The following is a 13,382-nucleotide window of genomic DNA, read 5'->3' on the forward strand; positions in this document are numbered from 1 at the left end:
CAGTGATGGATGACCAATCAAACCCCAAAAAAGAAACTAATTCACAGCAAAAACCTGGTTTGTTAAATTTCATTGCCGAGACAACAGAATCTGCACTGAATACAGGCAAAGCGGTTGTTGATACAGCAGTTGATTGGGGGGAAGCTGCTGCTAAACAAACTTATCGATTGATTGGACAAGCGACGCAAGGAACCGGAGATGCGGTAACTTATGTTGGCAATCTTCCCTTTGTTAAACAAGTGGCGGGGGTACTCAGGCTTGATTGGTTAGTTGGGGTCAGCGATCGCATCGACTTAGCCAAAGCCGAAGCTCAAGTCAATGAACTCCAACAAAAGTATCCCAATGAATATCCCAGCGAAATTGCCCATCGCATTATGGTGGAAAAAGCGATTCAAGCCGGTGGTGTCGGATTTGCTAGCAGCATTTTACCGGGTGTCGCGGCTGCACTGCTGGCGATCGATTTAGCGGCGACTACTGCGATTCAAACCGAAATGGTTTATGAAATTGCCGCCGCTTATGGGATGGATTTGCAACAGCCAGCCCGAAAAGGTGAGGTTTTGGCAATTTTTGGGTTAGCGCTCGGCGGTAGCAACGCCATGAGAGCTGGTTTGGGCTTTTTACGCAACGTACCGCTGGCTGGCGCGATGATTGGTGCGAGTACGAATGCTACGATGCTGTACGCGCTGGGATATGCGGCGCGCGAGTTTTACGAAGCCAAAGTGAGGGAAGAGACTGAAGAACCTGGAACCGAAACGCTGCAAGCGATTCAGCAACAAAGCGAGAAATATCTTGATGTGGCGATCGCCCAGCAAGCAGGAATGGATCAAATTATGGTTCACATGATTTTGGCAAGTTATCCCAACAAAAACTGGGAAGATATTCTGCCAGAATTGAAGGCATTGCAATTAAATGCCGATTCTCTCCAAAGGATTGCTGCTAACATCAAGTCCCCCAAACCATTGGGTGCATTGTTAGAGCAACTTAACCCGGACTTTGCAGTACCGCTATTAGCTCAATGCCGTCGCATTGCCGAAAATAGCGGAGAGGTTTCTGAAGCAGAACAGAGGGTGCTGGATGCGATCGCACAAAAACTCAACGGTGAAGATGTGGCTTCGATATCCACTTGAAAAAAATTGTTGGTGCGTTAGCTTTCGGCCTAACGAACCATCCCCAATATTTACTGGGGCTGTGTAAGTCCTAAATTAGTCTCACGTTAAAGTAATCTACAGCCTTAAGATAGAGTTTGACGTGGCTAATTTCACTACTATCAATAACGACTGATGCAAGAGGAACTTTTATGACAGCAGAAATATCTGGAGTCTGGGACAAGATTGAGAGCATGATCAATGACTTCATTGTCCTGCTGCCTAATATGATACTAGCGTTCCTTGTTTTCGGAATCTTTTTCTTTGTTGGGAGGTCAATTAAGAGAGCGGTCAGGCGGCTTACTCGCAACCACCGCCAATCCCGGAATTTGGGACTGGTTTTGGGAAGGTTAGCGCAGGGTATTACTGTTTTGGTTGGTCTGTTTATTGCCTTGTCGATTGTAATTCCCACATTTAGAGCAGGCGATTTGGTGCAACTGCTGGGAATTAGCGGGGTAGCGATTGGTTTTGCCTTTCGCGATATCTTACAAAACTTCCTAGCTGGTATCCTAATTCTGTTGACGGAACCGTTCCAAATCGATGACCAGATTGTGTTTAAAAACTTTGAGGGAACGGTAGAAAATATTGAAACTCGCGCTACAACAATCCGAACCTATGATGGTCGCCGGATTGTAATTCCCAATGCGGAATTGTTCACCAATTCTGTTATGGTGAATACCGCGTTTGATAAACGCCGGATGGAATACGACGTTGGTATCGGCTACGGGGATGATATTCACCGAGCCAAGGAGTTAATGATGGAAGCCATGCACAGTGTGGATGAGGTTTTGAATGACCCTGCTCCTGACGTGCTGCTGATGGAACTTGCAGGAAGTACCGTCAATATCCGCGCTCGATGGTGGATTGCTCCGCCGCGACGAATTGACGATTTGCGATCGCGCGACAAGGTACTTTCTGCGATTAAGGAAAAGCTGACTGCTAATGGCATCGACTTGCCCTTTCCTACGCAGCAAATTTTGTTTCACGACCAAACCGAAGAGACGGATGGCGATCGCAAACGTCAACGCGAAGGATGGCCCGCTGGTAATGGCGAAGTTCCCAAACCCCGCAGCATCAGCGGTTCTCTGCGACAACTAATTGAACAGCGATCGCAATCTGACGGCAACGGACAATCGCCACCCCACCACAACTCATGAAAAATGTCAAGTTAAGCAAAATTTGGGACTCGCTGCACTCTAGCTACTGGTTTATCCCAACCTTGATGGCGCTGGGGTCGATGATTTTGGCGATCGCCATGCTGACAATTGACCGCACGGGTAATATACCAAACTGGAGGTGGATTTACACGGGTGGAGCCGATGGTGCGCGAGCGGTTCTTTCATCGGTTGCCGGTTCAATGATCAGCGTTGTTGCTACAGCTTTTTCCATTACTATTGTGGCCCTTCAGTTGGCGAGCTCCAATTTTGGGCCCCGATTGCTGCGTAGTTTTATGCAGGATACGGGCAATCAAATCGTGCTTGGCACTTTCATTGCTACGTTTATTTACTGTTTACTCGTACTGCGAACCATTCATGCAGAAGGAGAAGGATACAGTCTCTTTGTACCCCAACTCTCGGTTACAGTTGGTACCGGATTGGCAATTGCCAGTATCGGCGTACTGATTTACTTTATCCATCACGCATCAACCATTATTCAAGCCTCCCATGTAATTACTCAGGTTAGTGGCGATTTAGACAAAGCTCTAGATCGTCTGTTCCCCGGAAAAATCGGAGAAGGTAAACCGAAAAACTCGCGAAAAGTGGGAGAAATTCCGGCAAATTTTGACTCGGAAGCAAGTCCAATCAAAGCCACTGGCGAGGGTTATTTGCAAGCAATCAATGACGAGGAATTAATGAAAATTTCCCGTCAGTACAATCTGCTTGTACGTCTTAAAACTCGACCGGGAAAGTTTATCGTCAAGGGTAGCGATGTAGCGATGGTTTTCCCGGAAAAACAGGTGAATCAAAGCCTGAAGAAAAAAATTAATGATGCTTTTATTCTGGGCAAAGAACGGAATGAATATCAAGATGTAGAATTTCCCATCGATCAGTTAGTGGAAATCGCCTTGCGTGCAATTTCTCCTGGTATCAACGATCCGTTTACTGCGATTCGGTGTATCGATCGACTCAGCGCCGGATTATCCCGCCTCGCTGAAAGGGATTTTCCCTCCCCCTATCGCTACGACGATGAACATAATTTGCGCGTCATTGTTGAAGGAGTGACGTTTGAAGGCTTAGTCAATACTGCATTTAACCAAATTCGCCAATACAGTAAATCAGACGTGGCGGTAACAATTCGCTTATTGGAAGCTATAGCTTGCATCGCCACTTACACCCGCAATTCCCAACAACGAGAAGCTTTACGCCGTCACGCGGAGATGATTTTAAATAGTAGCCGCGAACAAATCTCTCAGGAGCAAGACCAGAAAGATGTGCAAGAACGGTATCACCAAGTCATTAAAGCTTTAGCAGAGGATTAATTGGGTAGAGCAGAGTTATGGTAATAACAGCAGCTTTGCGATCGGCTCCTAATACTTTAGCTTTAACCGCGCTGAGTACCATTGGTTTAGCGCTGACACATTTATTTTGCGGCAAGTTGCGGTTTGCCCCTATTCCTCGCAACCGCTGGCTTTCAGCAGCAAGTGGGGTTTCGGTAGCTTATGTTTTTGTGCATATTTTACCGGAATTAAATCTGCACCAAGGGGTATTAAAGCAAGTAGAATCAGGAGTTATTTCCTATCTAGAACACCACGTTTATTTAATAGCTTTGTTAGGATTGACTGTATTTTAAAGTCTAAACGCTCTAGTACGCGAATTACTTCGCTTACTTGATATTCTGGGCAACCTAGGCATAGCTAACCTCTATGCTAGTTACAAACCTAGGAGTGATTTCGTCGGGTAAAGGACACTCTTCGAGATAGAGCCTTGTACCTTCTTTGAGATTGGCGATCGCTTGTTCTATGGTTTCGCCTTGGTCAATTGTGCCGACTTCTGGACATTCGGCAATGTACATATCTTCTTCTTGTAAATGATGACTGTGAAGCTTTTAGTTTTCATTATATTTTTGCTTTCAGCATCAGAGGTTGCTTAGTTTATATTTCCTAGTTTATCTTGGATGTAATTTTTTTGCAAGTACAGGGGAAGAGGCGCGATTCCCTACGGGATAGCTGCGCTTCACGCACTTTGTGACAAATGGGGATGTAAGGGCGATCGCCTTTTGGTTATTTCTCAATTGAAAAGCGATTGCTATATCATCAAAAAATGCGATTCGTCGCAGCCTATTTGCCTTCGCCGAATCGCCCCTTTCCTTAATGTTTATGAGCTATATCACTTTTGCTGAGTTGCATTTACTTACCTTGCTGCCAATTGGTTATCTACTTATTTTCAGTAGATTCTTCATTAGTAGTTAAAAAGTACACTAAAAATCAACGCGGGAAATAAGAGAGACAACAGGTTTTAACCTGTTGAGTCGGGTTTCATCCCCTCCATAAATCGCAGGGGTTTTCACCCTCCCACGTTATTTCCGATAGCGACAGGCTACCAGCCAGCATAGCAGAATCCTCAACTGCTGATAAAGTCCGCTGCTGTCAAGCTCGCTGGTGTTAGAGGAACCTGAGAAGTTGGCGATTTATCCACAAGTCCAATAATTCGACCAGTGGATTTAACTCGTAGAGCTAGATTTTGATCGGCACCAGCGCAGACGCCACAAAATGCATTCCAGGGTTCAAACTGCCTTTCCACGAAACGTGGATTCAACCCAGCAGTTTCAAATGTCAGGACTTCGATGTCAGCAAATGTCAGACCTTGTGGAAGTGCAATTTTGTCTTCCCCAGGGAAGAAGTCTTGCAGAAAATCTACTGTATTAGTAGCGACTTCATCTTGAAGGATAAACGTGTCTCGTCCAGCTCCTCCATTCAGAACATCAAAACCTAAATCTCCAGATAAAATGTCCGCACCGTCGCCACCCGATAGCTTGTCGTTATCACGCCCCCCAAACATTTGATCGTTGCCGCGTCCACCAATAAGGGTATCAGTGCCCGCATTCCCAAACAAAACGTCATCGTCAAGTCCACCGTCAAGAGTATCTGCATCTTTACCACCGTAGAGGGTATCGAACCCGCCCTCACCATCTAGTGTGTCACGACCCTGATTCCCGAACAGTTCATCATTGCCACCCAAGCCACGGATCCAGTCATTACCCCCCAAGCCGAACGTTCTGCGGCTGCCATCAGTATCACGAATGAAATCATCATCCTCTGTGCCTTGTGCATCGGGAGTATTTGCAATATTGATGTTAGCCATTGCTTCTTAAAAATTGCTTAAATTTATTGCGTCCTGATTTTTTAGCATATGTGAAAAATATACTCAAATCAAATCAAATCAATAGGATTTAGTAGGCATTTTTTTACCTTTCCTGATTTCTTTCAGTTGGATAAAGTAGGATTTAGTTGCTAAAGTATCAAACCGTAGGATAAAGTAGGATCGCAATAGGCAAAACCCAAACCCTGACTCGACCTATGGACGTTGAAGAAGTCTTAAAAGTGGCTGACGATCTCGTATTCGCTAAGACAGAAAAACACCTCAACCATCTACAAGAAGGTATATTGCGAGGCACTTGGCAACGCCAGAAATACCCAGAAATTGCCACCAACTGCCACCGTAGCGAAGCTCATGTCAAGAAAGTTGCAGCAAAATTATGGAAACTTCTATCAGAAACATTAGGTGAAGACATCAATCAATCTAACTTTGCATATACAGTGGAAAGATGGCTATTTTCGATAGTTTCATCACATTTTGGCGACAATGCACAAGTTGGTAAGTTTAAGGTTTGTGCAAACCATCCTGAATCCTTAGAAACCCCAAACTTAGAAAATAAAAATCAGGACACCTCTAGCAAAACTCAGCCCAAACAGCGATTAGACTTATCCGATGCACCAGAACCCAACCTATTCTATAACCGCACATCCGAACTCACCACCCTCGAAAACTGGATTTTAGGCCGCAACCGCCTCATCACCATCTTAGGCTTATCCGGTATTGGCAAAACCGCCCTTACACTCCAACTAATCTCACAAATTCAACACGAATTCGATCGCATCATCTGGCGAAGTCTCCGCAACTCTCCACCGCTGGCATCACTCCAAACCGACTTAATTAAATTCCTCTCCCAGCAGCAAGAAACTAACCCCCCCAACCCCCCCTTATCAAGGGGGGGCGAAGAGATTAAACCTCTTTCTCCCAGGCGCGGCGAAGAGATTAAACCTCTTTCTCCCAGGCGCGGCGAAGAGATTAAACCTCTTTCTCCCCCCCTTAGCAAGGGGGGGTTGGGGGGGGTAATCAACTATTTACGATCGCACCGCTGTCTGATCATCCTCGATGATATCCAAACCATCTTCAGCAGCGGACAACTCGCAGGAAATTACCAACCTGGATATGAAAATTACGGCGCATTCTTCAAACAAATAACAGAATCATCCCACAACAGTTGCTTAATCCTCCTGAGTTGGGAAAAACCCAGAGAAATCGCCGCATTAGAAGGCGAAAACCGCCCCTGCAAATCTCTGCAACTCAACGGTTTAGGCCCGGAAGCACAAGAAATATTCAGAGAAAAAGGATTAGCAGAACCGGAGAAATGGTCAGAATTAATCGACCTTTACCGAGGCAATCCCTTATGGTTAAATATAGTTGCCACTTTGATTCAAGACTTATTCGGCGGTAGCGTTTCCGAATTCCTCTCCTATGATACCCTATTCTTAGGTGACTTAGAATCACTCCTAGACCAGCAGTGCGATCGCCTAACCGCATCCGAACAACAGGCGATCGCATGGCTAGCCAATACCCCCGAACCAGCCGACATCTCAAAAATACCAGAAAACCTGCAATTATCACCGCCCGAACTCTTGAAAGTCATGCAATCTTTAGGACGACGGTCATTAGTTGAAACGGTAAAACAAAATGGGCGATCGCACTTTACGATCGGGCCAGTAATCAGAGAGTATATAATCAACAAAACCCGACACAAAAACTGATAAACTTATCAATTTTAGTCGTGGAGGCAGAAACCGGGTTTTTTACGAAAATACTGCATACCTGCCTAGAATTTGGTAAAAAACCCGGTTTCTTTGATATTGATGCGTAAGTCTTGAATCTGCATTTACTTAGCAATTACTGACCCCACTCACGGAGTTTTACAATGGCTACAGCAACATTATTAAGTCACGAAATAGCAGAAGGTCAAAGACTAATAGACGCTCTAAATGCAGCAAATCTATCAGTTGACTCTGCTCTCTGGAACTACGCACCAGAACCAGAAAGATGGCGGCTGATGCTCACCTCACCTCTGTACGATAGCGAAGGGCCTCTTAAAACTTATGGGGAAATTCTGTCAGTCTTTCGCGAAGTTAAACCTGAATTGAAAATCGATTGGACAGCACTTGTAGCAGTAAGCCCAAAACATGACTTAATTGAGGGCTTACGTCAGATACAACAAGATTGGAATTTAGACTTATCAGGCAGAAGAATGACGAATGATCGGATTAATCAGACGTGGGTCGAAGATGCTTACATTTATCAAATCAAGTGAGTTGACACGGCAAAAAATAGCTTAAAATAGGTGTGATCGCTCTCCCTCTCACCTAACCTTTAGGATTACTATATTAATGAAAATCGCCACCTGGAACGTCAACTCAATCCGCACCCGCATAGAACACGTTACTAGCTGGTTGCAAACCAACTCCCCAGACGTTCTCTGCCTCCAAGAAACCAAAGTTACAGACAAAGACTTCCCCCTAGAACCCTTCACCAACCTCGGCTACAACTGCTACATTTCCGGTCAAAAATCCTACAACGGCGTTGCCATTTTTAGCCGATCGCCCCTAACGCAAATCACCACCGGATTTGCCCCCATTCTCGGCGACGAAACCACAGGTATTTTTGACGAACAAAAACGCCTCATAGCGGGGATTATAGACGATATTTGCATTATTTGCGTATACGTTCCCAACGGTTCCGAAGTCGGCAGCGAGAAATATGAGTACAAGCTAAAGTGGCTCAAACTGCTGCAAGAATACCTCAAAATAGCACTAGATAAATCCCCCAACTTGTGCATTTGCGGCGACTTCAACATCGTCCCGGACGATCGAGATATCCACAATCCCAAAGCCAATGCTAACTCCGTCGGCTTGTCTGTTGCCGAGCGCCTCGCACTAACAGAAATCATAGAATTAGGATTAAACGACCCCTTTCGCAAATTCACATCAGAAGGCGGTCATTATAGCTGGTGGGACTACCGCGCCGCCGCATTTCCCCGCAACAACGGCTGGAGAATCGACCACCATTATCTCAGCCCTCCCCTGTACGAACAAGCAAAAAACTGTACAATAGACATTGCTCCCAGAAAATTAATCAAACCCAGCGACCACGCCCCCGTAATTGTCGAAATTTGATTTATGAGTTATAAATAAAACTAAGGCAAAAGAAACCGGGTTTCTACCATAAATCTTAGGTTGAGCAACGATAAATTTAAGAAACCCGGTTTCTCGATCCTATGCGTAACTCCCGATCCAGTTAATAACAACCAACAACCAAAAATCATGTTCTTAGTAACCGGAGCAACAGGCGCACTAGGCCGCCGAATTGTACGAGAAATCAGACAGCAAGAAAAGCCTGTCCGCGCATTCGTTCGCCTCGCATCTCGCTACTCTGAACTAGAAAACCGAGGCGCTGAGATTTTTATTGGCGACTTGAAACAAGACAAAGATATTAAAAAAGCCTGCCAAGGAGTGCAGTACATCATCAGCAGCCACGGCACCGGGGGCGACGTTCAAGCAGTACACTACCGCGCTAACATAGAATTGATCGACTGTGCCAAAGAAGCCGGAGTGCAGCACTTTGTCTTTCTTTCGGTACTGGGAGTCGATCGAGGATACGAAGATTCCGCAGTATTCAAAGCCAAGCGAGAAGTAGAAAAATACCTGCAAAACAGTGGATTGAATTATACAATCTTGCGGCCTGCCGGTTTTGCTTCCAGCTTGTTACCCCTAGCAGAAAGATTTCGAGAAACCGGACTTTACCTGCTGATTGGCGACGGCAAAAACCGCACCTCTGTTGTCAGTACCGACGACTTAGCTCATATTGCCGCAAACTCGCCAACAGTCGAAGGCGCACGCAACCAAATTCTGCGAGTCGGTGGCCCGGATGTGCTGACAAGGGATGACATTCCCCGCATTTTCGGACGATTATTCAAGCGCGAACCGATGGTAATCAACCCGCCACTGGTTGTGTTTGACGGTTTGAGAAATGCCTTGGGTTTATTGAATCCTCAAGCTCAAAAAGACTTAGGAACTTTGCGGGTATTGCTGGGTAATGAGTATTTCTGTACTCCCGAAGAAGTGCAAAACTTGGAATCAATCTACAGCATGAAAATGGAATCCTTAGAAAGCTTTTTGCGGCGCAATTTGAGCGTTTAAAGTGCTAGTAATTCTCGTTACCAGGCTCTGCCTGGTAATGAGCAAATGTAACGCAAAATCGCACCTGAAAACCATTTAAGCAGAAATAGGTAGTGGTTGAGCACCAATATAGCTTGTAAGTGCGATCGGCGGAGAAGTCGGCTTAGCAATCAAATAACCTTGAACAAAAGTTGCTCCCCGTTCCCGCACCCACTCAAACTCCTCCAAAGTTTCCACACCTTCAGCAACAGTTTTAATCTCTAATTTAGACGCAATTTCTAACATCTTTTCAGTAATTAGGGCCTTATAATAATCTTGATCGACGTTGCGAATTAATTGCATATCCAACTTAATAAAATCTGGACGCAATTGGTGCATCAAATTTAAATTAGAAGAACCGCTGCCAAAATCGTCTAGGGCAATTAAAAATCCCGCCTCTCGGTAAAACCTCAGAATATTAATCAAGTGATCGATATCGGGGGGGTGCTGAGATTCCGCTACTTCAAAAACAATATTGCTGTGAGGAATTCCCGCTTCATCAATAGCCTGTACAGTCATTCGCAGGCACGTAGCGGGATCGTAAACTGAAGTCGGAGAAAAATTAATAAAAAGTAATTCTTTGAGCTCGTACACATGGGCTTCCCGGATAGCGCGAGTCCGGGCTAAAGCATCTAGTTGAAAAATTATGCCTGCTGATTCTGCTTGGGCAAAAATCCGACCCGGATAAATTAAGTTTCCTTGCTCGTCAATTCCTCGGAGTAGGGCTTCATGAGCAAAAATTTTAGAAGTATCTGAAGTATAAACAATGGGCTGAAAATGCGTAGTAATTCGTTCTTCGGACAATAAATCTAACAGCCAATCAGACTTGCTGAAATTAATAAAAGAGTCTAAGGAAGTGCTGCGATAAAAATCGCTAAATTTAGGCTGTTCAACTTCCCGCATCCACAAAACTTTAGTCTCTTTCAACTCTTGACTTGTCAGCACCGATGATGCTAGTGCGCTAAAATTTTCTCTCGCTATTCCCTCAAGCATAACGTACAAACACTTGCTCTCTTCTAAAAGCTTGAATTCAAGTTTAGCCTTGGTTAGTGCAGAAATAACCTTTTTGAGCGTGTGCGATACTGGAAACCACAGGTATAGACCTCCGCTGCCCTCTATTTTTGCGGGTACTGTTTCGCAGCGAGAGCAGGAGCCGAAGGCTTTGCCACTTATTTGCATTGGAATATCCTCCGGTTTTCGGGTTAATTTTAGACCCGCTAAGAACTATCTTTTATTATAAGCTCATTCAGCTATTAATTCATCTATCTCAAGATGTAAATCTTAATTAACTTGTATTTAAGAATTATTGCAGTATTTATACTTGCCTCCGGTTTCAAACCTTGCTCAAAGTTCTCAGCATTGAGTAAGTACCTGCGATCGAACACAGTCCCAAATCATCACAGAGGGAGAAGGCAAAGACTTGTTCTCTACTCTCTACTGCTGCTCTGATTGTTTACGTTTTATTCTATAATTCCGTCTGCCAAAACAGTCGCTAGAGTTGATTTTTTGGCAAAGGAAAATTAACCCGCCCGTGAAGCGCAGCTATCCCGTAGGGAATCGCCCGATTCTTTAATTTATCCCAACCAGAAATATACACAGCCGGACGATCGCCCAAAACAAACTCACTTGCTGGAGCATATCCAATTTAATTTTATAATCGGGATGACAGGATTTGAATTAAGCTCTCGGAACTATTCTACCACTTTCCGCCATCCTAGCCCATTTTTTCGCTCAATCTAGGCAACCTGTTTTGCATCTGAGCGAAAACTGAGCAGCTTGCTGTATTCTTTACACAGTAGGCGACTTAGCACTATGGAGGATTGAGCGAAAGATGAGCGAAAAATCTAATTCAGTCACACTCAGCACATCTGCTGACTACCTTATTGGGTATGAGCGGATTTTGGACTACTTCAAGCAAGCACAGAAAGAATGCCCCAAAGGGGTAGGACTAAAGAAGGACAGTAAGGCTAAGGGGTCTTACATCACCCTTCAGTTCAGACTAGGTGACAAGCGGGTCAATAAAACCTGTGGGTGCTACCTCACAATGCAGGGCATCACCGATGCCTTAAATAAAGCTCACTTGGTTGCTACCGCCCTAGAGTCGTTCTCTAGTGAGACTCAGTTTTTAAGCTGGTATGATGATGTTATTTTGCAAAAAAACATCATCAAAAATGACTTAATAACGTTTGGCGAGGCAATTACAAAAGTAGAGAAAGAATACTGGGATGGACGCACTAAACGCCGCCAACAGCGTGACAGAAGCAATATTAGTCAGCAGCGTTCTTGGAATGTAGTTTACGGCCACTATTACAGACTGTTGCCACAAAACACGGTTGTCAATTTGGCAGATATTCTGTTGGCAGTTAACAGCAAAAAAAAAGGAACTAAATGTTTCAAGAACTGCTTGTGCGCTATGCGTAAGCTCGCCGAAACGATTCAAAACACTGACTTACTCAGTCGCCTTAAAGAAGTTGATGGTACGCAGACAGAGTTTAGACAAGACCTTCAATCTATATCGGTTGATGAATTCTTGAAACTTCGGGAGGAAATTTTAACAATTCCTGATGACAAACGATACCATTTAGAATCACGCAAGCGGTGGATGTGGGTGCTGTCAATGCAAGTGGTGTATGGCTTTCGGGTTCACGAGGTCTTTGCTGTTCAGAACATCGACAAACCATTTACAGCAAAGGATGGCGTTATTATCCCGGCACTGATTGAGCCAAACAATATAAAAATGATTGCTGTAGTGGGTGATAAAACGTTGTTAGACACCACAACCAAAACTGGCTACAGATTGTGTGTGCCGATGCTTCCTCCTACCCATCCCGATTTGGTAAAACGCTTAGAACTCAAAGCAGGACAATTGCCGGAGATTCATTCAGTTTCAGATAATCCAAATACCATTGGTAAGGCTTACGCTAGGAGAGCGCGTCAATTTTTAACCAGACTAAACAAAGGTCTATCACAAACTCACGCACTGCGTCATTTAGCTAACCTTAATGGTCAAATGGGAGGGATGTCTCAGGAGACGAGAGCTAAAAGTTTAGGGCATTCAACACAGATGAATGAAGGGATTTATAAGAGACGAGCTAACACTGAAACAACAATTAACCTGTTGACTCAATCTACAAAGGAAACTATTCCTCTAGGTAGCGCAATTGGGGTGCTCAAACGGATAGGAAGTAACACACAATGTGTTGATTTGTTAGCTGCTATTTACGGCCTTACATCCGACAAAGTGATGGAGTTGCTTGCCGAATAATTTGAAACAAAACTTTACAGTCCCTGTGTTGACAAGGAAGTGTAAGTCTGCAATCGTGAGTAACTAAGGAAGATTGTTGCGCGGTTGACGAGCACTTGCAATGCTAGCCAAACCACGACTTCCCCAAACCGTAGAGTTAGTACGTTTGGAGCCTATAAATTATGCCACTTTCAGCCGATTGTCCTAACGGACGATCGCAACTCTTAATGATTGAGTTGGCGGGGTTTTGTCATGACTAAACCTACCGTCAGCTACCGTCGCATTGACCAATTAAAGGCGATCGCCTTTGACCGTGGCTTCACCAATGAAGACGCCAGACAGTTTGGGAAACTCAGCAAAACTGCTACATGGGAAGCGCTGCTAGAACTGTACCTGGTTGACGGTGAATCGCTTGACACAGTGCTAGACGTACCACTAGACACAGTTCTAGGAAGTGTAGACGCAGTGCCTGAACTGCTTGACACAGCGACTGTAGACACTGTAGACG

At 44.7% G+C, this 13,382-nt stretch carries 12 protein-coding genes and 1 pseudogene; 10 read left to right on the plus strand and 3 right to left on the minus strand.

Translation table 11 applies throughout. The features are described from left to right. The first annotated feature begins 5 nt into the window (after window positions 1–5). From QT984_RS04415 to QT984_RS04430, 4 genes are all read left to right on the plus strand, one after another. The gene (locus QT984_RS04415; protein ID WP_333211180.1) at window positions 6–1,127 is read left to right on the plus strand and encodes a hypothetical protein; all 1,122 of its coding nucleotides are present in this window, start codon (window positions 6–8) and stop codon (window positions 1,125–1,127) included. A 170-nt stretch (window positions 1,128–1,297) separates the two neighbouring features. After that, the gene (locus tag QT984_RS04420) at window positions 1,298–2,302 is read left to right on the plus strand and encodes a mechanosensitive ion channel family protein (protein WP_333053768.1); all 1,005 of its coding nucleotides are present in this window, start codon (window positions 1,298–1,300) and stop codon (window positions 2,300–2,302) included. Continuing rightward, entirely contained in the window at window positions 2,299–3,624 is a 1,326-nt protein-coding gene (locus tag QT984_RS04425) for a DUF2254 domain-containing protein (RefSeq protein ID WP_333373338.1), read from the plus strand. The genes QT984_RS04420 and QT984_RS04425 overlap by 4 nt, the downstream gene beginning before the upstream one ends. Window positions 3,625–3,641: 17 nt before the next feature. Further along, window positions 3,642–3,935 carry a hypothetical protein gene (locus QT984_RS04430; protein WP_333053770.1) on the plus strand — a complete coding sequence of 98 codons (294 nt, stop codon included), beginning with the start codon at window positions 3,642–3,644 and terminating at the stop codon, window positions 3,933–3,935. A gap of 54 nt (window positions 3,936–3,989) precedes the next feature. On the opposite strand, the gene QT984_RS04435 is transcribed toward QT984_RS04430, so the two are convergent. Both QT984_RS04435 and QT984_RS04440 read right to left on the minus strand, forming a co-directional pair. Further along, complete coding sequence (locus tag QT984_RS04435) at window positions 3,990–4,157, minus strand: type II toxin-antitoxin system HicB family antitoxin (RefSeq protein ID WP_333373341.1); 168 nt, start codon at window positions 4,155–4,157, stop codon at window positions 3,990–3,992. Between the two features lie 548 nt (window positions 4,158–4,705). Continuing rightward, window positions 4,706–5,446, minus strand: a complete 741-nt coding sequence (locus QT984_RS04440) for a calcium-binding protein (protein ID WP_333211172.1) — start codon at window positions 5,444–5,446, stop codon at window positions 4,706–4,708. 215 nt (window positions 5,447–5,661) lie between these two features. Between QT984_RS04440 and QT984_RS04445 the strand changes: the two genes are divergently transcribed. The 4 genes from QT984_RS04445 (at window position 5,662) to QT984_RS04460 (ending at window position 9,612) form a co-directional block, all read left to right on the plus strand. Further along, complete coding sequence (locus QT984_RS04445; protein ID WP_333338527.1) at window positions 5,662–7,173, plus strand: ATP-binding protein; 1,512 nt, start codon at window positions 5,662–5,664, stop codon at window positions 7,171–7,173. 164 nt (window positions 7,174–7,337) lie between these two features. Beyond that, entirely contained in the window at window positions 7,338–7,727 is a 390-nt protein-coding gene (locus QT984_RS04450; RefSeq protein WP_333053777.1) for a hypothetical protein, read from the plus strand. A gap of 76 nt (window positions 7,728–7,803) precedes the next feature. Beyond that, window positions 7,804–8,589 carry an exodeoxyribonuclease III gene (gene xth, locus QT984_RS04455; protein ID WP_333053778.1) on the plus strand — a complete coding sequence of 262 codons (786 nt, stop codon included), beginning with the start codon at window positions 7,804–7,806 and terminating at the stop codon, window positions 8,587–8,589. 147 nt (window positions 8,590–8,736) lie between these two features. Then, the gene (locus QT984_RS04460) at window positions 8,737–9,612 is read left to right on the plus strand and encodes an SDR family oxidoreductase (protein WP_333053779.1); all 876 of its coding nucleotides are present in this window, start codon (window positions 8,737–8,739) and stop codon (window positions 9,610–9,612) included. A gap of 75 nt (window positions 9,613–9,687) precedes the next feature. Here the strand turns inward: QT984_RS04460 and QT984_RS04465 are convergent, their stop codons facing one another. Continuing rightward, on the minus strand, window positions 9,688–10,809 hold the full coding sequence (locus QT984_RS04465; protein ID WP_333053780.1) for an EAL domain-containing protein: 1,122 nt from the start codon (window positions 10,807–10,809) through the stop codon (window positions 9,688–9,690). 652 nt (window positions 10,810–11,461) lie between these two features. Between QT984_RS04465 and QT984_RS04470 the strand changes: the two genes are divergently transcribed. Both QT984_RS04470 and QT984_RS04475 read left to right on the plus strand, forming a co-directional pair. Beyond that, the gene (locus tag QT984_RS04470) at window positions 11,462–12,895 is read left to right on the plus strand and encodes a hypothetical protein (protein WP_333053781.1); all 1,434 of its coding nucleotides are present in this window, start codon (window positions 11,462–11,464) and stop codon (window positions 12,893–12,895) included. Between the two features lie 231 nt (window positions 12,896–13,126). Further along, window positions 13,127–13,382: pseudogene (locus QT984_RS04475) on the plus strand (hypothetical protein); the annotation flags it as partial.

The organism is Microcoleus sp. Z1_B2, from assembly GCF_036700325.1.
In the GTDB taxonomy this organism is placed as follows: Bacteria; Cyanobacteriota; Cyanobacteriia; order Cyanobacteriales; family Microcoleaceae; genus Microcoleus.

Excerpts from the sequence above, each read along its gene's own strand:
- QT984_RS04415 (WP_333211180.1), top strand. The coding sequence starts at position 6 with ATGGATGACCAATCAAACCCCAAAAAAGAAACTAATTCACAGCAAAAA.
- QT984_RS04420 (WP_333053768.1), top strand. The coding sequence starts at position 1,298 with ATGACAGCAGAAATATCTGGAGTCTGGGACAAGATTGAGAGCATGATC.
- QT984_RS04425 (WP_333373338.1), top strand. The coding sequence starts at position 2,299 with ATGAAAAATGTCAAGTTAAGCAAAATTTGGGACTCGCTGCACTCTAGC.
- QT984_RS04430 (WP_333053770.1), top strand. The coding sequence starts at position 3,642 with ATGGTAATAACAGCAGCTTTGCGATCGGCTCCTAATACTTTAGCTTTA.
- QT984_RS04435 (WP_333373341.1), bottom strand. The coding sequence starts at position 4,157 with ATGTACATTGCCGAATGTCCAGAAGTCGGCACAATTGACCAAGGCGAA.
- QT984_RS04440 (WP_333211172.1), bottom strand. The coding sequence starts at position 5,446 with ATGGCTAACATCAATATTGCAAATACTCCCGATGCACAAGGCACAGAG.
- QT984_RS04445 (WP_333338527.1), top strand. The coding sequence starts at position 5,662 with ATGGACGTTGAAGAAGTCTTAAAAGTGGCTGACGATCTCGTATTCGCT.
- QT984_RS04450 (WP_333053777.1), top strand. The coding sequence starts at position 7,338 with ATGGCTACAGCAACATTATTAAGTCACGAAATAGCAGAAGGTCAAAGA.
- xth (WP_333053778.1), top strand. The coding sequence starts at position 7,804 with ATGAAAATCGCCACCTGGAACGTCAACTCAATCCGCACCCGCATAGAA.
- QT984_RS04460 (WP_333053779.1), top strand. The coding sequence starts at position 8,737 with ATGTTCTTAGTAACCGGAGCAACAGGCGCACTAGGCCGCCGAATTGTA.
- QT984_RS04465 (WP_333053780.1), bottom strand. The coding sequence starts at position 10,809 with ATGCAAATAAGTGGCAAAGCCTTCGGCTCCTGCTCTCGCTGCGAAACA.
- QT984_RS04470 (WP_333053781.1), top strand. The coding sequence starts at position 11,462 with ATGAGCGAAAAATCTAATTCAGTCACACTCAGCACATCTGCTGACTAC.